The sequence below is a fragment of the Petrocella sp. genome, assembly GCF_059865615.1.
Genome location: NZ_JCBCDA010000030.1, coordinates 40,679 through 65,618 on the forward strand (window position 1 = coordinate 40,679; position 24,940 = coordinate 65,618).

Below are 24,940 nucleotides of genomic sequence, written 5' to 3' on the forward strand. Positions count from 1 at the left end.
TACATGCAACCGAACAAGCGCCACAATTTATTAAATTTTACCATTATCTCTTAAGATTTACAAGTTCTTGTAACAGTTCATCTGAAGAAGTTATGATTCTAGAGTTCGCTTGGAACCCTCTTTGGGTTGTAATCATTTCGGTAAACTCTCTTGATAAGTCCACATTGGACATCTCAAGAACACCTGAATTGAAGCTACCACCTCTTGATGTGATATCTTGGCCTAAGCCGTCAAAGTCACCTGAGTTGGTTGTTGCTATAAACAGATTATTACCCACTTTTTGGAGTCCAGCAGGGTTTTGGAAGGCTGCAACCACAATCTGTCCGAGAATCTTAGTTTGTCCATTGGTATACCTACCTATAACTTTACCGTCGCCACCCACTTCAAATCCAGATATACTACCGGCTTGATTACCTGAACCAATACCATTAATATCACCTGAGATTGCCTCAAGGGTTGTGTTACCGGCAAATAAAGTTAAGTCTCCAAAATCAACTGTCATATTGCTGAAAGTCGAAAATGGTGTTACCAAGTTGGTCATATCAAATGTATCGGCACCTGCTATAATCTTACCTGTAGCCGGATCAAACTCAATAACCTGAGCAATGGGTGCCAAGCCTGTAGCAACACCCACATTGCCGTTAGCATCTGTGATGCTGGCATCTGTTAAGGTGATTGTAAACTGGTTTGCATTTGCAACTGGTAAATTAGTAATACGATACTCTGCAGTATATCTATAACCTAAGCTGTCATAAAAGTTGGCTGTAAAAGGCACACCATTAGGGTCTGATAACTGGGTATCATTAATGTTAATATTTCCTGATAAAGTTATGTTGCTGGTTGCTGTTGGTTCGGAATAAAGATTGACCGGATTTAGAATCTGAATAGGCTCAACTTGTCCTTTTTGTATTTCGCCAGTTGCTGGATTTGTTTTCCAGCCCATCACATTGAGGCCTTCAGGATTAACCAGATTGCCTGCTTCATCAATTCTAAAAGCGCCGGCTCTTGTGAATTTATTGCCTGTGATATCACTGACAACAAAAAAGCCATCGCCTTCGATTTTAAGGTCTAGGGGATTATCCGTACGTTGTGCCGCACCTTCTCCCATATCCACATCTACTGAAGAGATAGATGAACCTAGCCCTATTTGCATAGGGTTTCTACCACCGGTATTTTCACTGGCACCACTGGCACCTTGTATGGTTTGACTAAATACTTCACTAAAGGTTACACGGCTACTTTTAAAACCAACTGTGTTAACGTTTGCGATGTTATTACCAATAACATCCATTTTTGTTTGGTGAATCCTAAGACCTGAAACACCTGAGTACATTGAACGCATCATAATGTACAACCTCCTTATGTCTATACTGTATCGAAACTTCTCTGTCATTTAAAGTTTCATAGCTTCCTTCACGAGGTCCGGCTATATCAATACAGCACCATCTATGTTTGTAAATACATGTTCTCTAGCTTCTGATTGATCTAGAGCGGTTACAACTGTTTTATTCTCAATGTTGACCACTAACGCAACGTTGTCCATTAAGACGAGTGATTCTTTAATCCCTTTTGCTTCTGCTTTACTAACACCAGCCTCAAGTCTGGTTATTTGGTCATCTGATAATTCAATTTGTCTAACATCCAAACGCATGCTGGCGTGTTTTGAGAATTTCAGCTTATCTTGACTTTGAATCTGCTGCTGCAAAATATTAGCAAACTTATTGGTGTCGATGTTCTTTTTTTCTATGGATTTGGTTCTTTGTTGTTCTACTTGAACCTGTCTAATCGGCGGTATAGGTCTATTTTGTATGATCATTTTTAGTCCGCCTCCTTACTGTCCTTCTTCTACATTTCCAACCGCTTCTTCTTCTGTTTCACCTGCTGCTATACGGTCAATTTTTTCATTGATGGCTACCAACGCTTCATTAATCTGATTGATTGCACCAATCATCGCTTCGTTACTTGTTGCGTGATTATTAAGTACGGCTTCTACTTTTGCTAGTGCTACATCTACACCTTCCACATTTAAAAATGCTTCTCCGCCTTTTAGTGTTACACTCTGTACAACGCCTTCTACATACTTACTTTCTCCTGAAACTTCGTTGTATGACAAGCCCAATACTGTTTTCCCAATTAAGCTGTACGCTTGTTGCATGGTCGAACTTGTGTTTAAATTTTGCATCTGTTCTAAGGATGAAAATTGTGCCATCTGTGCTAGAAAATCTTCATTTTTTGCCGGTTCCAAAGGATCTTGATAACGCATTTGTGTTACGAGTAACTGTAGAAAAGCATCTTTATTTAGATTATCTGACTTGCCTTTATCCTTAATTGCATCCATTCCATATTTGGCCATAATATCTTGTATTGAATCTACTGTTGACATTTTGTCACCACCTTACGCTGAGTACTCCACTGTATGCTCCGTATTGCCATCCACATCTTTAGAGATCTCTGTTGACTTGATTTCCGGTTGGACCACTTCAATACTATGAAGTCTATTCAAACGGTTTATTCTGTCTTGTCTGGTCTTATTGTATGACTGACGCTGATCGCTTTGTTCTTTTTGATGATAATGCAAATTGGCATTGCCAAGTGTCACTTCAATCTTGTCCACTTTGATACCTTGTTGCTCTAGCTGACTCTTTAGCTGTCCAATGTTACTTTCAATTATTTGTTTTACCACTTCATTTTCTGCCACAAACTGCCCTTTTACCAAGCCTTGCTCGGCTACTACTGAAACAGCTATTTTTCCTAAGTTTCCAGGGTTTAATTGCAGATTCATAGATGTTCTTGTATCTGATAGATTAACAATGGCTTTTGTTACAATCTGATTGATGATATCGTTTGTACTCACTTGTTGATACTTGACTTCACCGGCCTTATTCACCACAACTACTTCTTTTAGATCTATCATGTTCTGAGAAAACAATGTACTAAAAGATTGATCACCTTTTTGCTTACTTGTTTCCTTTTGATCGTATTGTGTTGTGACTTTTTGGCTTCTCAAATCATGGACTTCCAACTTAACCTCTTGTTTGTCGCCTTGGCCATCATCCAATTCTGTGGCAATCGTACTTGAAGGTATTTCTCCATTTGCGGCTACCACTTGGTTTTCTGTTACAAGTGTTTTGCCTTCCATTAGATGATTCATGGCATCCAAAACTTCTTTTTCACTCATGTTAACGGATTCAAGTAATGCTTTGAGTTCCGTCTGTATAGCCTTAAAACTTTTAAAAGCCTCTCCATGGGTTAATAGGGTGGTTTCTTCTAACTGAAATACATTACCAAGAAGTTCTGATAGACTGTTCATGTTTAATAAATCAAAAACATTCATATTCATGGTCTCCAGATTCATCTGCAAGGATGCCTCCGGTATACCTAATAATTCACTAACGATGGCTAAAGCCATCTGCTCTAGTGCACTATAATCCACCATAATCATGTCTTTTGTAACAGTCTCAAGTTCTGAAGTTTCCTCAACTGATTCCTCTTTGGTTGTCGAAGCGATTGCCTTCTTCACGGTTTCATTCATTGGCTTGATTTTTTCTCTTTGATTGACAGATTGGTCACTGTTTTTACCTACAGCGGTATTGTCAGATTCAAGCTTTGAAGGTTCTTTTGTTTTCTCATTGCTGAGTGCTTCAAATTGTTTTTTATCAAGTTGCTGAATGTTTTTTTCATGGTTATAAACCTTTGAGAACTCTTTTTTTGAGAAATGGTTTAAGTTGGTGTTACTTTTGTGAGTTCCAAAATTCGAATTCATCAATGCTGCAACGTTTTGATTTGCAACTGAATTCATAGTTGTCTCCTTTCTACTTCGGGAAAGTATTATTTTAGCTTTCGTTTTGGTGGCTTCCCACCTTGAACAATTCGCCATCAAATTGTTCCTTATTCTGGATAAATATAAGATGTAATTCTTGCTGCAGTTCTAGGTTCCATCAGCCCCATAATCTTTGCTGCTTGATCCGGTGATACACCTGTAATGATGGCAGCCACCTGATTCATCTGGGTAATACTCATGCTCTCTAAAACCGGTGCCGCTTGAGCTGGTTTCATGTTTTGATAGATGGCCACTGTTTCTTTAAGCGTTTCGTCGAAAACAACTGAACCAATCATGCTTTCGTAAAGTGCTACAGCATTTTCTGGATACATTTTCTCGAACCACTCTGTGTATACAATGGCTTCCGGTGTCGTCGCTAGTAATTCGTCAAACTGGGCTTTGTCTTCTTGAAACTGAACCTGGTTGGCTTCGAATATCCTTAGACGTTCCACTTCGGCTGTCAAAGCTGTTAATTGCTCACCTATATTTTCGGCTTCTTCGCTCTTTTCCTTTAGCATTTTTTCTGTTATTCTCAATATTTCTACAGCTTCATCCACCGTCGCAAAATTATATGCTTCTCTATCTTCCTCACTCATTGTTTCTTCCGGCATTTCAGGCAGAATCATGTTCAGTACAGGTACGTCTATAATGAGCGGTCCTATGACCGTCGTTCCTAACCCACCGACATCAAATTTTATCAAAGCGGCAAATGCTATGGCCAATATCAATAATCCTACTAGAATGCCTCCCACTATTTTTATTATATTGTTTTGCTTATTTTCCGTGTGATCTCTTGCCATTTTTGCCTCCTTTATTCTTCATCGGTTTTAGTTGAATAACGAAAGCCTACGATTTCGTCCAACATCTTTATTTCTTTATATTTTTCTTCTTCTAAGAAAACGTCTAGAGCCTTTTCTTTTAATTTTTCTTGTATCTTTTTCTCTTCTAAAGCATTTTGTAACGCCTTTCTTTTTACTTCTACTTTTTCTTTAGCTTTTACAACCACTTCCTTTTGAGTTTTATAGGCTTTTTCATAATAATTGACGTTATGATTAAGACGTTTAAACTCAGTAACCGAATGAGACTGCTTTTGACGTTCCCTAAAATCCTCTATGGTCTTATCAAGCTCTGCTTTGATTGCTTCTTGCCTCTTTATCTCCACCTTATGAGCCATCATGGCTTTTGCCAGTTCCATTTTTTTTTGTTCTTCAATTTTTGTTTTTACATTCAATATGTTTTCCATCGAATAATGAAACTTCGCCATATGCATCAACCTTATTCATATATTTTTCCTAATTTGTCAACCACTTCATCAAAATCATATTTTTCATGGGTAAATTGTGTTAAAAATGCTTTTATTTGCTGATATTTTTTTATCGCATCGTCTATCTCCGGATTGCTGCCTTTGGCATAGGCACCTATGTTAATCAAATCCTCTGCGTCGTTGTAGACGGACAAGCTGGATTTGAGCTTATTGGCTAACTCTAGATGTTCATTCGTTGCAATGTCCGTCATAACTCTTGAAATACTTTGTAATATGTCAATTGCCGGATAATGGTTTCTATTAGCCATACGTCTTGATAAAACAATATGACCATCTAATATACCTCTTGCTGCATCTGTAATGGGTTCATTCATGTCATCTCCATCTACCAGTACGGTATATAAAGCTGTTATTGATCCAATATCTGAATTACCTGCGCGTTCCAATAATTTGGGCATGACTGCAAAAACCGATGGCGTATAACCTCTACTAACAGGTGGTTCACCTATGGCTAGACCAATTTCTCGCTGGGCCATTGAGAACCGGGTTAAGGAATCCATCATCAACATCACATCTTTGCCCTGATCTCTAAAATACTCTGCTATTGCTGTTGCTGTTTTTGCAGCCTTCTGTCTAATGAGTGCCGGTTTGTCTGATGTTGCAACAACAATAACAGAACGTTTCAAGCCTTCTTCTCCCAGATCTTTTTCTATGAACTCACGCACCTCACGACCACGCTCTCCAATTAGAGCTATGACGTTTACTTCTGCGTGGGTATTTCTTGCTATCATTCCTAATAGCGTACTTTTTCCAACCCCACTACCTGCAAATATACCCACTCTCTGGCCTTTTCCTATGGTTAATATGCCATCTATTGCTTTAACACCCATGGGCAAGACCTCTGTAATTCTGGTTCGCTTCAATGGGTCCGGTGCACCTTGTTCTATTGGGTACATTTCTTTTGAGTAGACCGGCTCCAATTCATCAATGGGTTTGCCAAGGCCATCTAAGATACGGCCCAGTAGTCGACTACCTACGGATATTCTGAGTTCATGACCAATGGCTTCCACAATACATCCTGGACCAATCCCTGCTAAGTCATCTAAAGGCATTAGTAGTATTTTGTTTTCTTTAAAACCGACGACCTCCGCAAGAACTTTTGCACCACTCGTAGGAGAGCTTATGGTACATAGCTCCCCTAAATTAACACTAGGACCCAAAGATTCAATGGTTAATCCAATGATCTTACTGACTCTACCCAAGTGTTTAATATATGATTTTTCGACCAAGGCCTTATACTTGTCCATGCTGATCATATGTACCCTCTCTAATGGCCTGAAGTCATACTTCCCAGACTTTCTTTTATTAGTTTTAGCTCTTTTTGTAAACTATCATGCCTAACTTGTAAGCTACAATCAATGTTTCCTATATCTGTTTCTATAAAACACTGGTTTTTCTCTAAAGTGATTTCTTTAAGTATTTCAAGGTTCACTTTTTCACTTAAATTCTCACTTAAAACATCTTTATGAGCCACTAAGTAATCAAAATCCTCTGGAGAGCATTTTATGACAATACTGCCGTAAATGTTGATTTCTTCAAATGCTAGCCGCACCAAATATAGAATAATATTAGGATCATCTGCATAACGTCCAATCATTTTGTGAAGCAGTTGGCTGATAACTTCCGCCACTTTGGCTTCTAAGTCTCGAATATACGCCTTATTCTGAGCCAACATGGCCTCTCGTTCTTGGTCAAGTTGATCCATTTTTTGGTCTATGGCTGACTTGGCTGCTACGATGCCTTCTTCATAACCCGCTTCAAAACCTTCTTCTCTTGCTTGTTCTTTAATCTGTTCCCCCATACTTTGTGCTTCATCCAACATTTCTTGTATCAGAAGCTCTGTTTCTTCTACAGCAATAGTACGAGAGCCATCAATCACTTCGTCATCAATGGCTTCTCCTTCATATTCGCTATGTTGTGCTTCTTCTTCCACGCCATAATCATGCTCTTCTACTCCCCTATTGACCGGATGTATGATGTTAGGATTATGGGGATCTATGGTTTGAATTTCCTTACGTATTTCCGACATGGATACAAAGGGTGCTTTAATAATCTTAGACAATGATTTCATCCCCTCCACCACGTGATATTACAATTTCGCCTGCATCTTCTAGTTTACGAATAATATTAACAATCTTCTGTTGGGCTTCCTCAACATCTTTCAAACGAATGGGTCCCATAAATTCCATTTCTTCTTTAATCATCGCTGCTAAACGCTTGGATAGATTATTGAATATAACTTTTTGTACTTCTTCTCCAGAACCTTTTAGGGCTATGCCAAGTTCATTATTGTCGACTTCACGTAAGATTCTTTGAATCGAACGGTCATCCAAGGAGAGAATGTCTTCAAAGACAAACATCTTTTTACGAATCTCTTCTGCTAACTCTGTGTCTTCAATCTCAAGGGTTTCCATGATATGTTTTTCAGTACTTCGATCCACTGAGTTTAATATCTGTACGATGGCATCTACGCCACCTACGATCGTAAAGTCTTGTGTCATCAGTGAGGATAATTTTCTCTCAAGTACATCTTCCACATCTTTGATAACATCTGGTGATGTTCTATCCATCTGAGCAATTCTCCTGGCTACATCAGCCTGTTTCTCCTGTGGTAATGCTGCCAAAACCATGGATGCCTGCTGAGGATTTAGATAGGATAGAATTAATGCGATTGTCTGATTATGCTCATCTTGAATGTAGTTAAGCAATTGTCCCGGGTCTGTTTTTCTGACAAACTCAAATGGTCTGACTTGAAGAGATGAAGTGAGTCTTCCAATAACTTCCATCGCCCGATCTGATCCAAGAGCTTTTTCAAGAAGTTCTTTTGCATAACCAATACCACCTTCTGCAATGTAGGACTGCGCCAAACAAATCTGATAAAACTCATTAATTATACTTTCTTTGTCCTTAGGTGATATTGCTCTTGTATTTGCAATCTGTAAGGTTAGTTCTTCGATTTCTTCTTCTTTTAAATGCTTGAAAATCATAGATGATTTTTCAGGACCAAGCGCTATGAGCAAAATTGCTGCTTTTTCAATGCCACGTTGCTGTTGACTTGCCATCTTATCACTCCCAATCCTCATTTAGCCAATTTCTTAAAAGTTGAGCCACTGCATCCGGATTTTCATCTACGAATTTTTCAATTTGAACCCTTGCTTCTGACTTTCCATCATATTCTATGGCTTCTAACTCGTCACCTACTTTTGTTGTCGTCAACATATCTTCAACTGACAATTCCGGTTCCACTTCCGTAATCTCCACCGGTTCTGTTCCTTTATAGACTGCATAGCCTAGTAGTGCAATCATAAGTATAATAATGATGACCGGTATATAATCTGCCACTCTACTTTCTTCAATAGGTGTGTCAACGAATACAGGTACTTCATAAGCCATTACAAATACTTCGTCAATATTAGAAGCATTGGCAATCAACTGTACAATGTTAGGGTCTACTTCTACTGCATTTCTAATACTATTATCTTCTTGGTACTGTTCCCAAGTGGTGTCTTCTAACAAGCCTTGTTCTTCCAATAATGCCTGTCTATGATAAATATATTTGTTTAAAGTAACTGTTACCGTCGAATCCTCCGGTATAATATTGCCAATGCTTCTTACTGTATTGGTCACAGTTGAGTTCGGTACAAGGTCTTTATCTGAGATAAAGACTTCGCTTTCAGAACCACCTCCACCGTCAATAGGATACGCTGGGGTATCCGCATTGGTATCCGTCCCCGGTATGCCACCTGCATCCGTTGAGGTACCTGTCGATTCATATATATATACTCTTGTTGGATAAGGTTCTGTAGCCCCTTCAGCGATCGTATACACTTCTGATTGACTACTGACACTGTCAAAGTCTATCTTTAGATTCACCCCTACAACCGCGTCATCGTATTCTCCACGGGCCAGCAATAGGCTTTCTATGGTGCTTTCATACTTGGCTTCGTATGCATTTCTGTAATCCATGTGTGAATTCAGACTTCCAAATATACTGCTATCATTGCTGCCGTTAAATAGTAGCTTTGCATTGGAATCTAATATTTTTATTTTGTTGATGGATAAATTGTCAACAGCGGTTTCTACAAAAGAAGCTATCCCAAAAACCTGATCTTCAGTTAGTTCCCCATTGGTTGTTAGTATAACCGATGCTGATGCTTCTTTTTCTTGTTGAAGCACAAAACGTTGGGTATCCGGCAAAACAATCTTAACCCTTGCCGATTTAACTTTGTCAATCAGCTCAATTAAACCACCAAGCTCATTTTCGAAGGCTAATTGTTGCATCATGGCTCGATCGTCACTGCTTGTGGTCAAAGAAGTATCGAACGCTTCCTTCCACCGAAAGGTCGTAGCTGACAATATGCCTTGCTCAAATAATAATAACTTAGCATCTTGGAACTTACGACTATCCACATATAAGGTCGATGCATTATCTTCATATCTATGGTCAATGTTATTGGCTGTTAGTATTTCCACCATTGCCGTCATTTGATCCGGTGTCACGTTTTCAGCATAAATTATCATGTTTGGTCGACTTAAAATAACTGTTAAAACGACTAAAGCAGCTACACTTGCTAAAAAAATACCGATAATCTGTAATTTTTGAGTCCGTGTAAATTTATTCCAATACTCTGTAATCTGATTGGAAAAATTTGTTATAAATTCAGGCATCGTGCCACTCCTTATCTTAAAACATCTTTAACTTTACACTGTAATCTTATATTTGAATCCTCATAATTTCATTATAGGCATCTAAAAGCTTGTTTCTTAATTGAACCGTATATTGAAGTGCTATACTTGCTTTTTCTTGGGCAACCATAACATCTGCTATATTATCTATCTTGCCAACTGCAAAATCCAGACTCATCTGATCCGCTTTTTTTGTCAAGTTGTTTGTACCTTCAATATTATTCATAGCTGCTTGAAATAATGCTTTAAATGGCGATTGTTCCTTAAAGTCAACTTCTTCTTTACCTAGCGCTAACGAGGATTGAATCTGATTAACCGGCTGGATATTCATCTATCTCACCTTACCTTCCAATATTAAGGGCACTGGATATCATGGACTTAGATGCATTAAATGCTGTTATATTCGCTTCATATGAACGATTGGCTGATATCAAGTTGGTCATTTCCTCTATGGTATTGACATTTGGCATAGAAACATAACCTTCTTCGTCTGCGTCCGGATGAGATGGATCATAGGCTCTAATTGGTGGTTTATTATCTTCTATAATCCTTGTGACTTTTACGCCTCCGTTAACCGAATATTCATTCAAGTATTCATTTAACATGCCTTTAAAGTTGTTTCGACTTTGGATTTCTTCAAATACAACAGTTTTACGACGGTAAGGCTGACCATTTTCACCTCTGGTTGTGTTTACATTGGCAATATTCTGTGAAATCGTATCCATACGAAGTCTTTGAGCGGTCATCCCTGAAGCGCTAACATTCATTGAACCAAAAAATGACATGTAATCTCCTCCTTAATATTTGCCTAACTATTCAAAACGCTTTTTATTCGACTGAAGTTATAGTTAACTTGACTTATAAGGGCATTATAACGCAGTTGATTTTCCGCGAGATACCCCATTTCTGTATCAATATCGACTGTATTGCCATCAAGTCTAAAACTTGCAGCACTCATATCTTGAATTTTTTTTGGTGTTATTCTCGATAAATCTTCTTGACTGATTTTTCTGTTTCCTCGCATTGCATCTCTTAAGTATGTCTCAAAAACCACATCCTGCCTTTTATAACCTGGTGTATCCACATTGGCAATATTGGCTGATATTGTTTCATTTCTAGCCCAAGTGCCTTGCATTGCTTTATTAATAATATCGGTTGTTTGAAAAAGTCGATTATTTATCATCGTTTCATCTCCAAATCCATTTTAATCTATGATTGGTTAAGGTATCAAAACTATATAGTTGAAATTTCACATACAATATATAGTTATGAATGCATCAAAATAATCTATATATTGTATGTGGATTTAGTGAAACTTAGTTTTGCCCCTTTAACCATGATTGGTTTTAATGTCATATCTATTATCGGCACACACAATATATTGTATCAGTTTATAGTCAAATATACAATCCATAGTTATCTGATTCCTCAAGAAAAGAAGCTTCGCTTCGTTATGAGCTCTGCTCATATTTCTGAACGGTTCGACCGGAAAGGTCTTTGACGTATTCTGCCACGCTTTTAGGCTGAATACTAAAGTATGACGCTCCTAGAGAACCAAAAAAGAGGCTGCACGCAACCTCCCCTCGTTATCGCTTATATTTTTCCGATTTCGTCTAATAATAAGTCGTTTAATACTTTTATATATGTGCCCTTCATTCCTAGAGATCTGGATTCAATTACACCGGCACTTTCAAACTTTCTTAGTGCGTTTACAATGACTGATCTGGTAATTCCAACGCGATCTGCTATTTTACTCGCTACCAGAATGCCTTCATCACCTTCAAGCTCATTAAATATATGTTTGATGGCTTCTTGTTCTGAAAAAGATAAGGTACCTATAGCCGATTTAACAATACTGGTTTTTCGAATAGCTTCAGAGTTTTCATCATTGACAGACCGCATTATTTCTAGCCCTACTACCGTAGCACCATATTCACCTAGTATTATGTCTTCGATGTCAAACATTTCTTCATTCCTATAGATAAAAAAAGTGCCAAGCCGTTCCCCAGCAATATCAATAGGTACAATCATGCCAACAAACTTAGATGCACTAATGCGTTCACTAAATCCAAGGGTTGCCATGTTTACATTCTCTTTGGTAGACAAAATATTCAACAAACGTTCATTTAACTGTTCATCCACCAGTTCTCCAAGTTCGTCTGTAAGAAGCTCTTCTATATCATGGATACCATCTTTGGAATAAGATGCCAACAACTTACCTTTCTTACTAAGAACCAGACCGTTTGCATTTAATATATCACTCATCACTTCACAAATATCTGTGAATATGACCCTTTGTGTCCCAGTTTTCTGCAGTAGCTTGTTAATCTTTCTTGTTTTATCTAACAATTGAACGCTCAAAGTTCTACCTCCTGATTATAGCCTGTATAAATTATAGTACAAATTACATACAAATTCAAGTTCTTATTTAACTATTTCAACACTTTATTCTTTTGACACAACATTCTTACATTCATCGTTGCTACACATTAATTTTTTGCCTTTATCAACCATTATTGCATTACATCTATCACATTTGACGGACGTTGGAAGGTTCCATGTCATAAAGTCACACTCCGGATTATGTTCACAGCCATAATAACGTCGACCTTTTTTGGTCTTTTTGACCAGGACTTCACCACCACACTTATGACATTCTACTCCTTCAACTTTTTCAAGGATTGGTTTGGTGTTTCTGCAGTCGGGAAATCCGGGACAGGCTAAAAACTTGCCATAGCGACCCATTTTTATGACCATATTGCGTCCACATTTTTCACATATTATATCTGTTTCTTCATCTTTAAGTTCAATTTTCTCAATTTCTTCTTCTGCAATTTTTACCTTTTTTTCGAAATTAGGAAAAAAGTTTCTAAGTACGTCTTTCCATTCCATAACCCCAATTTCTACATCGTCCAGCTGTTTTTCCATACTTGCTGTAAAGGTCACATCTATAACACCATCAAAGTAATTACTGATCATTTCATTAACAATCTCACCTAATTCTGTTGGAAATAGCTGTTTGCTCTCTTTTGAAACATAACCTCTTGCCATAACTGTCGCTATGGTCGGTGCATACGTACTGGGTCTGCCAACACCATTTTCTTCCAAGGTTTTGACAAGACTTGCTTCTGTATATCTAGGCGGATGTTGAGTGAAGTGTTGCTCATCTAACATCTCCATTTTTTTCAATTTGGATGTATCATTTAATTTTGATATGGACTGCTTATCTTCTTTTTCTTCATCTTCTTTGTATACTTTTAAGAATCCGTCAAATAATTGCGTTGTTAAGGCAGTAGTAAATCTGTAATTGCCTGCATCGATTTTTACAGACTTGACAATATTGATGGCCGACATCATTCTACTGGACACAAATCGTCTCCAAATGAGATTATACAGCTTATACTGATCACGGCTTAATGATCCTTTTATCTCGTCCGGGCTAAGGTTTACATAGGAAGGTCTGATGGCTTCATGGGCATCTTGAACCCCTTCCTTTTTTTTGTTTTGACTATGGTCCCTATTAACATATGTTTCACCATAATGTTCTATTATATACTCAATAACATTATTATGTGCTTCATCTGAAATTCTTGTTGAGTCCGTTCTCAAATAGGTAATCAATCCTATGGTGCCTTCATCCTTTATTTCAATACCTTCGTAAAGCTGTTGGGCAATTCTCATGGTTTTGATTGCTGTAAAATTCAATTTTTTTGATGCTTCTTGTTGTAAGGTACTTGTTGTAAAGGGCAATACTGTTTTCTTTTTTCTTTCTTTTTCCAGTATTTGAACTATTTTAAATGATTTACCTTTTAGATCTTCTAATATGTCTTTGACTTGTTTTTCATTTTTTAGCTCTATTTTTTCATCTAGAGTTCCATAGAACTTGGCTGTGAAGATATCCTTGGTTTCTTTGATTTCCAATTTGGCGTCTAGGCTCCAATATTCTTCCGGTATAAAATCGTTGATCTCGTGTTCACGATCGCAAATCAACTTCAAGGTAATTGATTGAACACGTCCTGCACTTAGGCCTTTTCTTACTTTTTTCCATAGTACCGGACTCATCTTATAACCTACTACCCTGTCTAGCAATCGTCGTGCCTGCTGTGCATCAACAAGATTCATATCAATTTCTCTTGCATTTTTTATAGAGTCTTTAACCGCATTTTTTGTGATTTCATTAAATGTGATTCTATAGGTACTTTTGTTTTCAAGCTTAAGAGAATGAAGTAAATGCCAAGATATGGCTTCTCCTTCTCGGTCAGGGTCAGTTGCAAGATAGACTTTCGTTGCTTTTTTAACTTCCTTACGAAGCTTAGCAAGTAGTTCTCCTTTGCCTCTTATGGTGATATATTTGGGTTCAAAGTCATTTTCAATATCAATACCTAATTGACTTTTTGGTAAATCACGGACATGACCCATAGAAGCTTCTATCTTATAATTAGGTCCTAAAAATTTTTTAATTGTTTTAGCCTTTGCAGGCGATTCAACAATGACAAGGTTCTTGGCCATAGTTATCCTCCTATAGATCTTTTAGTCTTCTTAGCGGTAAACTGCCAAGCTAGATGCCTTCACTTATGACTGCGTTTACTTTATTGCCTCTTGGATGATCTCGTATATAATATTTGTTTGGCAACTGTATGACAGCGCCTTTTATCTCAAGTTTGGTGAGTATAAATTGTAACTCATTCATGGACATCTCAATTTGTCTTGCTATCTCGTCTATAAATACCGGGGCAAGACTTATACAAGAATATACTATTTTTTCCTTTTCTTCAAGTGTTTTTTCAATTTCATCAATAATTGCGTGTTTATTTGTTGAAAAAATTGAATATTCTTCAAGTACATCTTCTACTGAAAATACCGGTTTCCCCCCCATTCTAACAATGTTATTAGACCCTCTATTGGTGCCACCTAAAACATCTCCAGGTATGGCAAAAATATCTTTTCCATATTCAAGCGCAAAATCAACTGTGATGAGTGAACCGCTTTTTTCTCGCGCCTCTACTAAAAGTATGCCATCACTTAATGCACTAATTAAACGATTGCGCATAGGAAATAAACCCGGCCTTGGTACAACGTCTAAGCCATATTCCGAAATCACACACCCATGCTTTATTATATTTGTCATTAAAGATTCATTTTCTTTAGGGTAGCAAACATTGATTCCAGATCCTAATATTGCGGTAGTAAATCCCTTGCCTTTTAGAGCACCTATGTGACTGTAGCTATCTATGCCTCTTGCCATTCCACTAATAATGTTCACTTTATTGGTTGCCAATTGTTCAGCATAATACTCAGCCACCTTCCTACCATAGGCGGTACAGTTTCTAGAACCAACCATACCAATGGATAATGGATGTTCTATGAATTTACCTCTGTAATACAGAACAAAAGGTGGGTCAAAGAGGCTAAACAGTTGTGTCGGATAATCTTCATCCTTTATGGTTACATATTGAATGTTCAGCGCTTCTAATCTTTTTTCATAAGCAATCAAGGACTTTAGGTCCCTTGCATCTAATAAGTTTTTCAAGTCTTTCTTATCAAATACAGGATGTTGCATACAAAGGGTTATTGCTTCTGACTTGGCATAATACAGCGTGTATGGTGTTTTAAATGTATTAAGTAAAATCTTTATTTTCTTATACCCGATGCCGGGAATTCTTGTTATCCATAACCAATATTTTCTATGATTCATAAGACACCTACCTATTCCAATATTTTCTATCTAATGTTCTGTATTGTATGGCTTCTGCTACATGATTTTCTCTGATGATATCGGATGCTTCCAAATCTGCTATGGTTCTTGATACTTTAAGGATTCGGTGGTAAGCTCTTGCACTTAAACCCATTTTCTCAAAGGCAAATTTGACCATTTTCTTACTTTCTTGATCCAAATTACATATTTTGTCGATATCTGATGCGCCTAAATGAGCATTATATATGATGCCTAGGTGCTTATGACGTTCTTCTTGGATGCTCTGAGACCTTAGAACCCTTTTCATGATGTTTTCCGAACTCTCAGATAGGTCATGGTTACTTAATGCCTCAAAATCTATTGTAGAGGCCTCCACATGTAAATCAATACGGTCCAATAGAGGACCACTTATTTTGCTCAGATATTTTTTGATCTGCAAAGGCGTACAGCTACATTTTTCAACATCCGGATAATAACCACAAGGACATGGGTTCATTGAACATACCATCATGAATTTTGCTGGAAAATCTACCGTTCTATTCACTCTTGATATAGTTACTTCGCCTTCTTCTATTGGTTGTCTAAGAACTTCAATTACGTTTTTTTGAAATTCCGGTAACTCGTCCAGAAAAAGAACACCTTGATGTGCTAAAGATATTTCCCCTGGTTTTGGCAAAGCGCCACCGCCAATCAGTGCTGCATTAGATATGGTATGATGAGGTGATCTAAAAGGTCGTTTGACGATTAAAGATTCTCCTTCTTTAATTTTTCCGGATACGCTATAGATCTTGGTAATGTCAATGCTCTCTTCAAAGCTTAAGCCGGGCAGTATAGAGGGTAGTCTTTTTGCCATCATAGTTTTGCCGGCGCCTGGAGGCCCAATCATTATGACGTTGTGCATCCCGGCCGCTGAAACCTCTAATGCCCTTCTCACATTTTCTTGACCTTTGACATCCGAAAAATCATAATGATAGGTTGTCTTATTTTTACAAAACAGGGCCTTAATATCTACGGTTGTAGGTTTGATAATATGCATTCCCATTAAATGAGCCACAGCTTGTTTTAGATCATCAACACCTATGACTTTCATACCTAAAATGACGCCTGCTTCTTTTTTGTTGGCATTTGGCACCATACAATGAGTGATGCCTGATTTGAAAGCCGAATGTACCATGGGCAGAACCCCATTTACCGGTTTGACCTCACCGCTTAATGACAATTCCCCTAATATAAGCATATCTTTACAAGCTTCTAATAATTCATTCTGTTTACAGGTTAAGATGCCAAGTGCAATGGATAAATCATAACCGGCCCCCTCTTTTCTTAGCTCTGCCGGCGCCAGGTTAATGGTGATCCTCTCTGTTGGAAAATCAAACCCGGAGTTCTTTAAGGCTGTTCGTACCCGATCTACAGATTCTTTGACGGCCGAATCCGGCATACCTACAATATCAAATCTAGGAAATCCATTGGATATATCTACCTCTACATGAACCACATGCCCTTCAACACCTTGAAGAGCAGCGCTTAATACATGGTTGTACATCATGATTCCTCCTTGTCTTTTTATGTTTTACACTTATATATTATCTCAAAAAAAGAAAGCTTTTGGTCCGCTGTAAGCAGACAAAAAGCTTTCTTTATATATGATTGCATTCTTGCTAAAGGTCGATTTATTTTCTTATTTTTCTTTGAGAATTTTCTTCAGTTCATCCATAAACGTGTTTATGTCTCTAAACTCTCTATATATGGAGGCAAATCTTACATAGGCAACTTCATCTAAAGTTTTGAGACTTTCCATGACGATTTCACCAACTTGGCTGGACTCGATTTCCTTTTTCATGGCATTGTAGAGTTGGTTCTCGATATCGTCTACCAGAGCATCGATGCTCTTCATAGCAACCGGTCTTTTGTGACAAGATCTTACCAAACCAGACATGAGCTTGTCTCTAGAGTATGGTTCTCTGGAGTTGTCTTTTTTTACAATAATGAGCGGCATACTTTCAACGGTTTCATAAGTTGTGAATCTTTTTTCGCAATTCTCACATTGTCGTCTTCGCCTTATGGCATTATTCTCTTCTGATGGTCTAGAGTCAATTACTTTGATACTTTCAGTACCACAATATGGACATTTCATACTCGATTCCCTTCTTTAAGCCAAAACATGGTCTATTATCGACCATATTTTGTTTTTTTATATTATGGTTAAAGGGTCAAAACTAAGTTTCACTAAATTTACATACAATATATAGATTACGTTGATGCATTCATAACTATATATTGTATGCAAAAGTTCAACTATATAGTTTTGACACCTTAACCATATTATACTGTCTATTTTTTCCTTCTTTGTAAAAATGGTGGGATATCGATAGGCTGATCATCGGTTGAAATGTACTTCTCTGTTTTTGCCACCACTTCTTTTTCTTGTGAATCTTGTTTTTTCTTCTCAGCTTCCTGTTGCCCATCTATGACTGTTTCTTTTTTTTCTTCTTTGTTCTGTCCGTATTTTGTATTGGATGATTCCATACGTTCTTTGTATGTCGTCGTTGGATAAGGATCAACAGCCTTTGTTTCAAATCCTGTTGCAATTACTGTAACCACCAACTCATCCTCAAGATTCTCATCAATACTTTGTCCATAAATTACATTAGCATCGTAGCCTGCTGCTTCTTGTATTAACTGAATAGCATCATTCGCATCAAACATAGACATGTTTAAATCGCCACTAATATTAATCAGCATATGCTTAGCACCATCAATGGTTGTTTCTAGTAATGGACTGCTAATGGCAAGTCGTGCTGCTTCTTCTGCTTTGTTATCACCTTTTGCTCGACCAATACCAATATGGGCTACACCTTTATCGCTCATAACAGTGGCTACGTCAGCAAAGTCCAAATTGATAATACCAGGTGTGTAAATCAAGTCAGATATACCTTGTACACCTTGCTGTAATACTTCATCCGCCTTTTTGAATGCGTCTCGCATGGTCGTTCTTCGATCTACAACAGATAAGAGCTTCTGATTTGGTATAACGATTAAGGTATCCACATTTTTCTTAAGCTCAATTATACCTTGGTCCGCATTTTGCATACGCCCTCGGCCTTCAAATTCAAAAGGTTTGGTGACCACACCTACTGTTAAAATACCTTGTTGTTTGGCAATATTTGCGATGACTGGGGCCGCACCGGTACCTGTTCCACCACCCATACCCGCTGTTATAAATACCATGTCATAGCCTTTGATAATCTGTGCCAGTTCATCATGACTTTCTTCTGCTGCCTTAAGACCGATTTCCGGTTTGGCACCTGCACCCAATCCTCTGGTTAGTTTTTCTCCAATTTGCACTTTGCTCTTCGCTCTTGATCCATTTAATGCTTGAACATCTGTATTGACTGCAACAAACTCAACACCTGTCACCGCATCCTCTACCATTCTATTAACGGCATTGTTTCCGCCGCCGCCTACACCAATTACAACTATTTTTGCAATATTACTTCGATCGCTCATATTAATCTCCAACAATTCATATCCTCCTCACAGCTATGCCATGTCATTTTTCATATATCTGTAGCACTAGGCTAATTATCACGAGTAATGTACTTTTCTTATGTCTATAATATAGTTTTTTATCTGATTAATCAACAAGTATTTCATTTATTCCGTATTTTTTTTAAAGATGAATTGCTGACCATCTTGTTCTAAGTTAAGGGTTCCTGCTAAATCAGATGGAAGTTTTTTCATAACATCACCTGCATTCCTCATCTTCATATCCAACTGAGTCGCTTCTCCCAATACTATTTTGATATTGTTTACATAAAGGTTCAAGGCTTTTAAATCATTCGTGGGAAACTCGATATGTGTCACCGGCACTTGATACTTTGATTTCAAATGATGTAGTTCGAGCAGTGTCGTTAGTACTTCTCCTTTTATATCCAGCTTTTTTCCAACTACGGCACTTTTGATATAAAGCCCTTCTACAACCGGAATACCTGACTTCTGCTTTTTTTGATAAGCGATGATAATCCCGTTTTTATCTAACGCAAGAAATTGGTCTTGGTACTTAATGTAATTAATCACCTCTTTTTCAGTTACAATAATGTGCAATTTATCATACCCATTATACTGAATATCTACCTCTTTTATATATGGGTATTTTGAATAGTCTTTCTCTTGTTTTAAAAAAACCTCTATCACGTTTGAGTTTTCTTGAATCTGAACCATCTCAATGATTTCTTCTTTGGTATATTGAACATTACCGCTTACAATAATATCTTTTATACTCGCAATCTCAAGAAGGGTATATAATAAACCGACCAGTATAATGGTCACGATAATTAAACCGATTAGAAATCGACCGGAATGTCCCTCATGTTTTTCTTTTTTCTTTTTTTTCATGGTAATTACTTTTTCTCTCATCATTATAAATGATCCAATCTACTCGCATTTTGCCTAGCTATGTTTAGGACTAGGCCTAATTCTACAAGTAAGAAAATCAAAGAGGATCCTCCGTAACTAATAAAGGGTAAGGGTATACCTGTTGCCGGAATTGTATTAGTAACAACACCTATGTTAATAAATACTTGTAAACCAATATGAATCATGACTGCTGTCACAATTAGTATCTCAACGACTGCACTTGATGAACGGATAATCTCCAAACAGCGCCATAGAAGTAAGGCAAAAAGCATAATTATTGCAATGGCGCCAAACAGCCCTAACTCTTCACAAATAATTGAGAAAATAATATCATTATGGGCTTCCGGAATGAAGTCGATTTTTTGTATGCTTTTTCCCAGTCCAACACCAAAGAAACCTCCTGATCCTATAGCATATAAGGATTGAATTGTTTGAAAACCTTTCCCTAGGGGATCTGAAAATGGACCGTTTAGCCATATGTCAATTCTGGAACTTCGATAACCTGCTACCTGAAAAAAAACAAATCCGAGTATAAGTATTGGTGGTATTGCAATTAAAAATAGTTTAGGTACATTCTTATACATCACAAACACCATACCACCAATAATGGCTGTGATTACAATTGCTGTACTTAAGTTTTCAATCCCAATTAATAGCACAGGTAAAGCTGTTGCACCAAGTACAAAGCCTAGGGCTTTAAAGTTATTAATATGCTTTTCAAAGCCGGCCATCAGACTACTCATGGCCATAATAAGTACAACCTTTGCTAACTCTGAAGGTTGAATACTTATATCACCAATTATAGTCAACCATCTCTTTGAACCGTTAATGTCCTCTGGCTGAAGTAAAACCAAAATAAGCATAATCAACATAATGATATAGAAGTATCCTGAAAACTTAAGAAATAATCTGTAATTGATTCTTGAAACCATAAACATGACAACTGCACCAATCCCAACCCACATAACTTGACGTAAGAAGAAATGATTATGGTTACCATAATAAGCGTATGCAGAGTAATAGCTTGAGCTGTATATCATAACGATACCAAACACCATAAGAAGAAGTACAACAAATACCAGGGTTATATCTGTCCTTCCTTTTGTAATGAGTGCTGTCGAATTTGATTTTGCTTTCTTTTGTTCCATAGTTAACTCCCTAGTCCAATATGGACAATGATTCCAATAACACTAACAAGGCACATGATAATGGTAAAGATGGTGAACACGTAAACGATTTTCGTTTCTTTCCAGCCCATCAATTCAAAATGATGATGAATCGGCGCCATTTTAAACAATCTTTTTTTTGTTTTTTTATAATAGGCTACTTGAAGCATAACGGATATTACTTCGATTAAGTAAACCATGCCCACAAATAGGATTATTATCGGCAGCTTCATATGTATGGCCGTCGCTGCAATAAGTCCGCCTAAGGCAAGGGAACCTGTATCACCCATAAACAATGCAGCTGGATGGCTATTATAAATCAAAAATCCTAAAAGTGCGCCAATGGCTGTTACAAGTAAAGGTGCTAAATCAGAACCAACCATAAGGTCTATGACAAGAAAAAAACATAAAACTCCAATTGTTACTGAAGTGGCCAGTCCATCTATACCATCTGTCAAATTAACACCGTTCACTGTACCCAGTACAAAAATTAATATAAATGGTATGTAAAACCACCCAAGGTCTAAAAACCCATCTTGTATAAAGGGCACTATTAACGTTGCCACTTCCGACACAGTGCTATACTGATAGACTAAAAATACAACTGTAATTATCAACTGTGCTAATAATTTTTGATAGGCTTTTAAACCTAGGGATCGTTTTTTCACCACTTTAATATAATCATCTATGAAGCCAACCAATCCAAACCCAACGCTGACAAGGAGAACTGGTAGGATGACCGGTGTTTCTATGGCCATAATGCCACCGATCATCAAGATGACAGCCATAAATATCAGCCCACCCATGGTTGGTGTTCCTGTTTTTTTCAGATGACTTTTGGGCCCATCTTCTCTCACAAATTGACCGAATTTTAGTTTTCTTAAATAGGGCAAGCATAAGGGAACCAGTGCTGTTACCAATAAAGTTGCCCCTAGGGTGACTGCAATCAGTTCCATCATTCTACCTCAAACTTTCCAATCAACGCTTCACGAATTTTTTCGAAAGCCATACCTCTTGATGCCTTTAACAATACGATATCATGATCTAGAATATGTTCTTCTATGCTTGCTAAAAATTCTTCGACATTATTATAATAATGGGTTCGTATGACTTCGCCTCCAAAACGTCGAATAACATCATAGGTCCATTTTGTCTCTTCTCCAATTAAAATACATACATCGGGTCTACTCTCAATAACTTTATGGCCGACCTGTTCATGACCCTTTTTTGAATACGATCCCATTTCAAACATGCTGCCAAGAATTGCCACACTTCTCTCTGTTGTCTTTTTTAGAGCACCTAATGTTTTTAGGGCACCTGTCATGGAATCTACGCTGGCATTATAAGCATCATCAATGATTCTTAGTCGGTTATCAATATTGTATTCGTTTAACCGCATCTTAGCCGGTTCATACTTTTGTATCCCTTTGATAATATTTTCTTTCTCTATACCTAAGTATTCACCAATTAAGATGCCACCTACGGCATTTAATAAGATGTGTTCACCAGGGTAGTCTACGCTCAGACTATAAATACCTCGGTCTGATGCCACTGTCATTTTTTGTCTGCCCTCGTCAAGTACCTGGTAGTTCACCACACAACCGTCATTTTCTTCACCATATCCATATGTTTTTATGCGACGACCGTATTGATTTTTGAGTGGTCTTAAATAAGCATCGTCTCCATTTACTACTATTAAGCCTTCTTGTTGTATATGTGGTAACATTTCTGTTTTAGCTTTAAATATTCCTTCTTGAGAGCCAAGAAATTCTATGTGGGATAGGCCAATATTCGTAATCATACCAATCTCAGGCTTTAGGATGCTCGCCAAATAATCGATTTCACCAAAATGATTCATACCAAGTTCTATGATTGCGACTTCCGCATCCGATTCAAGGGAGAGTATCGATAGGGGAAGGCCTATATCATTGTTATAATTGCCATCCGTTTTATGAACTATAAACTTGGTTTCTAAAATACTGGCCAACATTTCTTTGCTGCTGGTTTTTCCTACACTACCTGTTATTCCAATAAAGGGAATGGTAAATTGTTGTCTGTAAAAAGCTGCCAAATCACCAAGTGCCTTTTTTGTATCCTTCACAATAATTGCTGGTACGTCTTTCGGCACTTCCTCACCAGATCTGGAAAAAACACATATGGCGCCTGCCCTATTGGCTTCATTTATGAAATCATGACCATCAAATCGTTCGCCAACAATAGGGATGTACAAATCATTTTTCTGAACTTGTCGACTGTCTATGATGACCCGATTTATATACCCTTGTTTTAGAAATTCTTTGTGAATAAACGCACCTTCAACGGCTTTGGCTATCTGTTCTATGGATATTCTCTTCATATTAAGCCTCCTTAATATGAGACTTAATAATCTCTTTGTCATCCATATGTATTTTTGTTTTTCCAATGATTTGATAATCTTCATGGCCTTTTCCTGCAACAAGAATAATATCATCTTTTTTTGCAACATCTAACCCATGCTTTATGGCCGCTACACGATCTTCTTTACGGACATAAGTTTTATTTAGTGGTTTCACACCTGCTTCTATCTCATCCATAATGGTGTGAGGATCTTCTGTTCTAGGGTTGTCCGATGTTATAACTGTATAATCTGAGTAACTTGCAGCTATACGGCCCATAATCGGTCGCTTAGATCGGTCTCTGTCTCCACCACAACCAAATACGGTGATAACTCTAGCTTTGGCAAATTCTCGAATGGTTTTTAGTACATTTTCAAGACCATCTGGTGCATGAGCGTAGTCCACAATTGCATGGTAACCAGCTTTGCTCTCTATAACTTCAAACCGACCTTCAATGATACTGTCCTTGCTCAGAGTCCGGATAATCTTTTCTATAGCCACACCCTTAAGTAAGGTTGCGCCTATAGCTGCAAGTGCATTATAGACACTAAATCGCCCCGGTGTTTGTATATCAACTTTGTAGGCCTTCTCATGATGGTTCAACAGAAAGTGTGTGCCTTTAATGTCAATATGGATGTCTCCAGCAAACAAGTCAGCTTGATCATTCAGACAGCTATATGTTATTACCCGCTCTGATTTAGCTTTTTCTATAATATAGGATCCAACCGGGTCATCTATGTTAATAACAGCATCTTTCGCCATCATGAATAGTTTTAACTTAGCATCTCTGTAGGCTTCCATCGTCTTGTGATAATCCAAATGGTCCAAAGTGAGATTGGTAAAGACTGCAATATCAAACTCCGCACCCCATACTCTTTTTAGATCAAGAGCATGGGAAGACACTTCCATAACCACATCATTGACGTTGGCTTCCACCATCTTAGCAAAGAGCTGTTGAAGTTCTAACGCATCCGGTGTTGTATGTGATGTCGGTATGATTTCATCATCGATTTTATTCTCTATTGTTCCAATCAAACCCGTCTTCTTATTGCTATGGCGTAAAATTCTTTCTATTAAATTAACTGTAGAGGTTTTCCCATTGGTGCCTGTCACACCAATTAAACCAAACTGACTGGTTGGTCGATTATAAAACCTTGTTGCCAAATGGGCCAAAGTCTCTCTTGCATCATGTACCTTAATAAGCAATGTTTCTTGGTCTTTGATTTCTACTTCTTTGGTAACGATGATTGCAACGGCACCTTGTTCAATGACTTTTTGAATATATTGATGACCATCTGATTCAAAGCCTTCTATACAGATAAATAAGGTCCCTGTTTCAACACACCTAGAATCATGATGAATCGACTTGATATTAACACTTAGTTCTCCTTGTAGGATTTCATATGTATAATTTTCTAATAATCCAGCTAATTTCATAGTTTCCTCCGATATATTTTA

Annotated in this window: 24 protein-coding genes; all 24 read right to left on the reverse strand. The window is 37.6% G+C overall.

What is annotated here, in order from left to right:
• Nucleotides 1–43 precede the first annotated feature (43 nt).
• Nucleotides 44–1,345, reverse strand: a complete 1,302-nt coding sequence (locus tag AC6F8J_RS03595; RefSeq protein ID WP_500721074.1) for a flagellar hook-basal body complex protein — start codon at nt 1,343–1,345, stop codon at nt 44–46.
• Nucleotides 1,346–1,426: 81 nt separating this feature from the next.
• On the reverse strand, nt 1,427–1,816 hold the full coding sequence (locus AC6F8J_RS03600) for a TIGR02530 family flagellar biosynthesis protein (RefSeq protein WP_500721076.1): 390 nt from the start codon (nt 1,814–1,816) through the stop codon (nt 1,427–1,429).
• Between the two features lie 15 nt (nt 1,817–1,831).
• Nucleotides 1,832–2,383 (reverse strand): flagellar hook capping FlgD N-terminal domain-containing protein, encoded by a 552-nt coding sequence (locus AC6F8J_RS03605; RefSeq protein WP_500721078.1) that lies wholly within the window; start codon nt 2,381–2,383, stop codon nt 1,832–1,834.
• 12 nt (nt 2,384–2,395) lie between these two features.
• Entirely contained in the window at nt 2,396–3,799 is a 1,404-nt protein-coding gene (locus tag AC6F8J_RS03610; RefSeq protein ID WP_500721080.1) for a flagellar hook-length control protein FliK, read from the reverse strand.
• A gap of 89 nt (nt 3,800–3,888) precedes the next feature.
• Nucleotides 3,889–4,620 carry a MotE family protein gene (locus tag AC6F8J_RS03615; RefSeq protein WP_500721082.1) on the reverse strand — a complete coding sequence of 244 codons (732 nt, stop codon included), beginning with the start codon at nt 4,618–4,620 and terminating at the stop codon, nt 3,889–3,891.
• 11 nt (nt 4,621–4,631) lie between these two features.
• Complete coding sequence (fliJ, locus tag AC6F8J_RS03620) at nt 4,632–5,084, reverse strand: flagellar export protein FliJ (RefSeq protein WP_500721084.1); 453 nt, start codon at nt 5,082–5,084, stop codon at nt 4,632–4,634.
• 11 nt (nt 5,085–5,095) lie between these two features.
• Nucleotides 5,096–6,400, reverse strand: coding sequence for a flagellar protein export ATPase FliI (fliI, locus tag AC6F8J_RS03625; RefSeq protein ID WP_500721085.1), 1,305 nt, complete (start codon nt 6,398–6,400; stop codon nt 5,096–5,098).
• 11 nt (nt 6,401–6,411) lie between these two features.
• Entirely contained in the window at nt 6,412–7,215 is an 804-nt protein-coding gene (locus AC6F8J_RS03630; RefSeq protein ID WP_500721087.1) for a FliH/SctL family protein, read from the reverse strand.
• Complete coding sequence (gene fliG, locus AC6F8J_RS03635) at nt 7,199–8,206, reverse strand: flagellar motor switch protein FliG (protein ID WP_500721088.1); 1,008 nt, start codon at nt 8,204–8,206, stop codon at nt 7,199–7,201. The genes AC6F8J_RS03630 and fliG overlap by 17 nt, the downstream gene beginning before the upstream one ends.
• 4 nt (nt 8,207–8,210) lie before the next feature.
• Nucleotides 8,211–9,812 (reverse strand): flagellar basal-body MS-ring/collar protein FliF, encoded by a 1,602-nt coding sequence (fliF, locus tag AC6F8J_RS03640; protein ID WP_500721090.1) that lies wholly within the window; start codon nt 9,810–9,812, stop codon nt 8,211–8,213.
• Between the two features lie 46 nt (nt 9,813–9,858).
• Entirely contained in the window at nt 9,859–10,161 is a 303-nt protein-coding gene (gene fliE / locus AC6F8J_RS03645) for a flagellar hook-basal body complex protein FliE (RefSeq protein ID WP_500721092.1), read from the reverse strand.
• Between the two features lie 10 nt (nt 10,162–10,171).
• Nucleotides 10,172–10,615, reverse strand: a complete 444-nt coding sequence (flgC, locus tag AC6F8J_RS03650) for a flagellar basal body rod protein FlgC (protein ID WP_500721094.1) — start codon at nt 10,613–10,615, stop codon at nt 10,172–10,174.
• A gap of 23 nt (nt 10,616–10,638) precedes the next feature.
• Nucleotides 10,639–11,013 (reverse strand): flagellar basal body rod protein FlgB, encoded by a 375-nt coding sequence (gene flgB, locus AC6F8J_RS03655; RefSeq protein WP_275841754.1) that lies wholly within the window; start codon nt 11,011–11,013, stop codon nt 10,639–10,641.
• Nucleotides 11,014–11,423: 410 nt separating this feature from the next.
• Entirely contained in the window at nt 11,424–12,191 is a 768-nt protein-coding gene (gene codY / locus AC6F8J_RS03660; protein ID WP_500721096.1) for a GTP-sensing pleiotropic transcriptional regulator CodY, read from the reverse strand.
• Nucleotides 12,192–12,275: 84 nt separating this feature from the next.
• Nucleotides 12,276–14,339, reverse strand: a complete 2,064-nt coding sequence (topA, locus tag AC6F8J_RS03665; protein WP_500721098.1) for a type I DNA topoisomerase — start codon at nt 14,337–14,339, stop codon at nt 12,276–12,278.
• Nucleotides 14,340–14,388: 49 nt separating this feature from the next.
• Nucleotides 14,389–15,525 carry a DNA-processing protein DprA gene (gene dprA / locus AC6F8J_RS03670; protein WP_500721100.1) on the reverse strand — a complete coding sequence of 379 codons (1,137 nt, stop codon included), beginning with the start codon at nt 15,523–15,525 and terminating at the stop codon, nt 14,389–14,391.
• Nucleotides 15,526–15,532: 7 nt separating this feature from the next.
• Complete coding sequence (locus tag AC6F8J_RS03675) at nt 15,533–17,068, reverse strand: YifB family Mg chelatase-like AAA ATPase (protein ID WP_500721102.1); 1,536 nt, start codon at nt 17,066–17,068, stop codon at nt 15,533–15,535.
• A 135-nt stretch (nt 17,069–17,203) separates the two neighbouring features.
• Complete coding sequence (gene nrdR, locus AC6F8J_RS03680) at nt 17,204–17,659, reverse strand: transcriptional regulator NrdR (protein WP_500721104.1); 456 nt, start codon at nt 17,657–17,659, stop codon at nt 17,204–17,206.
• 197 nt (nt 17,660–17,856) lie between these two features.
• The gene (gene ftsZ, locus AC6F8J_RS03685) at nt 17,857–19,047 is read right to left on the reverse strand and encodes a cell division protein FtsZ (RefSeq protein WP_500721105.1); all 1,191 of its coding nucleotides are present in this window, start codon (nt 19,045–19,047) and stop codon (nt 17,857–17,859) included.
• Nucleotides 19,048–19,179: 132 nt separating this feature from the next.
• On the reverse strand, nt 19,180–19,920 hold the full coding sequence (locus AC6F8J_RS03690; protein ID WP_500721107.1) for an FtsQ-type POTRA domain-containing protein: 741 nt from the start codon (nt 19,918–19,920) through the stop codon (nt 19,180–19,182).
• 23 nt (nt 19,921–19,943) lie between these two features.
• Complete coding sequence (locus tag AC6F8J_RS03695) at nt 19,944–21,089, reverse strand: FtsW/RodA/SpoVE family cell cycle protein (protein WP_500721109.1); 1,146 nt, start codon at nt 21,087–21,089, stop codon at nt 19,944–19,946.
• A 2-nt stretch (nt 21,090–21,091) separates the two neighbouring features.
• A complete protein-coding gene (gene mraY, locus AC6F8J_RS03700) occupies nt 21,092–22,066 on the reverse strand; it encodes a phospho-N-acetylmuramoyl-pentapeptide-transferase (RefSeq protein WP_500721111.1) in 975 nt (324 codons plus the stop codon).
• On the reverse strand, nt 22,063–23,463 hold the full coding sequence (locus AC6F8J_RS03705; protein WP_500721113.1) for a UDP-N-acetylmuramoyl-tripeptide--D-alanyl-D-alanine ligase: 1,401 nt from the start codon (nt 23,461–23,463) through the stop codon (nt 22,063–22,065). Before AC6F8J_RS03705 ends, mraY begins: the two co-directional genes overlap by 4 nt.
• A gap of 1 nt (nt 23,464) precedes the next feature.
• A complete protein-coding gene (locus tag AC6F8J_RS03710) occupies nt 23,465–24,919 on the reverse strand; it encodes a UDP-N-acetylmuramoyl-L-alanyl-D-glutamate--2,6-diaminopimelate ligase (protein ID WP_500721115.1) in 1,455 nt (484 codons plus the stop codon).
• Between the last annotated feature and the right edge of the window lie 21 nt (nt 24,920–24,940).

What these genes read in the sequence shown, in the direction of transcription:
- topA (WP_500721098.1), bottom strand. Translation starts at nt 14,339, where the DNA reads ATGGCCAAGAACCTTGTCATTGTTGAATCGCCTGCAAAGGCTAAAACA.
- fliG (WP_500721088.1), bottom strand. Translation starts at nt 8,206, where the DNA reads ATGGCAAGTCAACAGCAACGTGGCATTGAAAAAGCAGCAATTTTGCTC.
- AC6F8J_RS03675 (WP_500721102.1), bottom strand. Translation starts at nt 17,068, where the DNA reads ATGTACAACCATGTATTAAGCGCTGCTCTTCAAGGTGTTGAAGGGCAT.
- flgB (WP_275841754.1), bottom strand. Translation starts at nt 11,013, where the DNA reads ATGATAAATAATCGACTTTTTCAAACAACCGATATTATTAATAAAGCA.
- AC6F8J_RS03630 (WP_500721087.1), bottom strand. Translation starts at nt 7,215, where the DNA reads ATGAAATCATTGTCTAAGATTATTAAAGCACCCTTTGTATCCATGTCG.
- AC6F8J_RS03600 (WP_500721076.1), bottom strand. Translation starts at nt 1,816, where the DNA reads ATGATCATACAAAATAGACCTATACCGCCGATTAGACAGGTTCAAGTA.
- mraY (WP_500721111.1), bottom strand. Translation starts at nt 22,066, where the DNA reads ATGATGGAACTGATTGCAGTCACCCTAGGGGCAACTTTATTGGTAACA.
- dprA (WP_500721100.1), bottom strand. Translation starts at nt 15,525, where the DNA reads ATGAATCATAGAAAATATTGGTTATGGATAACAAGAATTCCCGGCATC.
- flgC (WP_500721094.1), bottom strand. Translation starts at nt 10,615, where the DNA reads ATGTCATTTTTTGGTTCAATGAATGTTAGCGCTTCAGGGATGACCGCT.
- fliF (WP_500721090.1), bottom strand. Translation starts at nt 9,812, where the DNA reads ATGCCTGAATTTATAACAAATTTTTCCAATCAGATTACAGAGTATTGG.
- AC6F8J_RS03595 (WP_500721074.1), bottom strand. Translation starts at nt 1,345, where the DNA reads ATGATGCGTTCAATGTACTCAGGTGTTTCAGGTCTTAGGATTCACCAA.
- nrdR (WP_500721104.1), bottom strand. Translation starts at nt 17,659, where the DNA reads ATGAAATGTCCATATTGTGGTACTGAAAGTATCAAAGTAATTGACTCT.
- AC6F8J_RS03615 (WP_500721082.1), bottom strand. Translation starts at nt 4,620, where the DNA reads ATGGCAAGAGATCACACGGAAAATAAGCAAAACAATATAATAAAAATA.
- AC6F8J_RS03705 (WP_500721113.1), bottom strand. Translation starts at nt 23,463, where the DNA reads ATGAAGAGAATATCCATAGAACAGATAGCCAAAGCCGTTGAAGGTGCG.
- fliI (WP_500721085.1), bottom strand. Translation starts at nt 6,400, where the DNA reads ATGATCAGCATGGACAAGTATAAGGCCTTGGTCGAAAAATCATATATT.
- AC6F8J_RS03710 (WP_500721115.1), bottom strand. Translation starts at nt 24,919, where the DNA reads ATGAAATTAGCTGGATTATTAGAAAATTATACATATGAAATCCTACAA.
- fliE (WP_500721092.1), bottom strand. Translation starts at nt 10,161, where the DNA reads ATGAATATCCAGCCGGTTAATCAGATTCAATCCTCGTTAGCGCTAGGT.
- AC6F8J_RS03690 (WP_500721107.1), bottom strand. Translation starts at nt 19,920, where the DNA reads ATGAAAAAAAAGAAAAAAGAAAAACATGAGGGACATTCCGGTCGATTT.
- AC6F8J_RS03610 (WP_500721080.1), bottom strand. Translation starts at nt 3,799, where the DNA reads ATGAATTCAGTTGCAAATCAAAACGTTGCAGCATTGATGAATTCGAAT.
- AC6F8J_RS03695 (WP_500721109.1), bottom strand. Translation starts at nt 21,089, where the DNA reads ATGGAACAAAAGAAAGCAAAATCAAATTCGACAGCACTCATTACAAAA.
- AC6F8J_RS03605 (WP_500721078.1), bottom strand. Translation starts at nt 2,383, where the DNA reads ATGTCAACAGTAGATTCAATACAAGATATTATGGCCAAATATGGAATG.
- fliJ (WP_500721084.1), bottom strand. Translation starts at nt 5,084, where the DNA reads ATGGCGAAGTTTCATTATTCGATGGAAAACATATTGAATGTAAAAACA.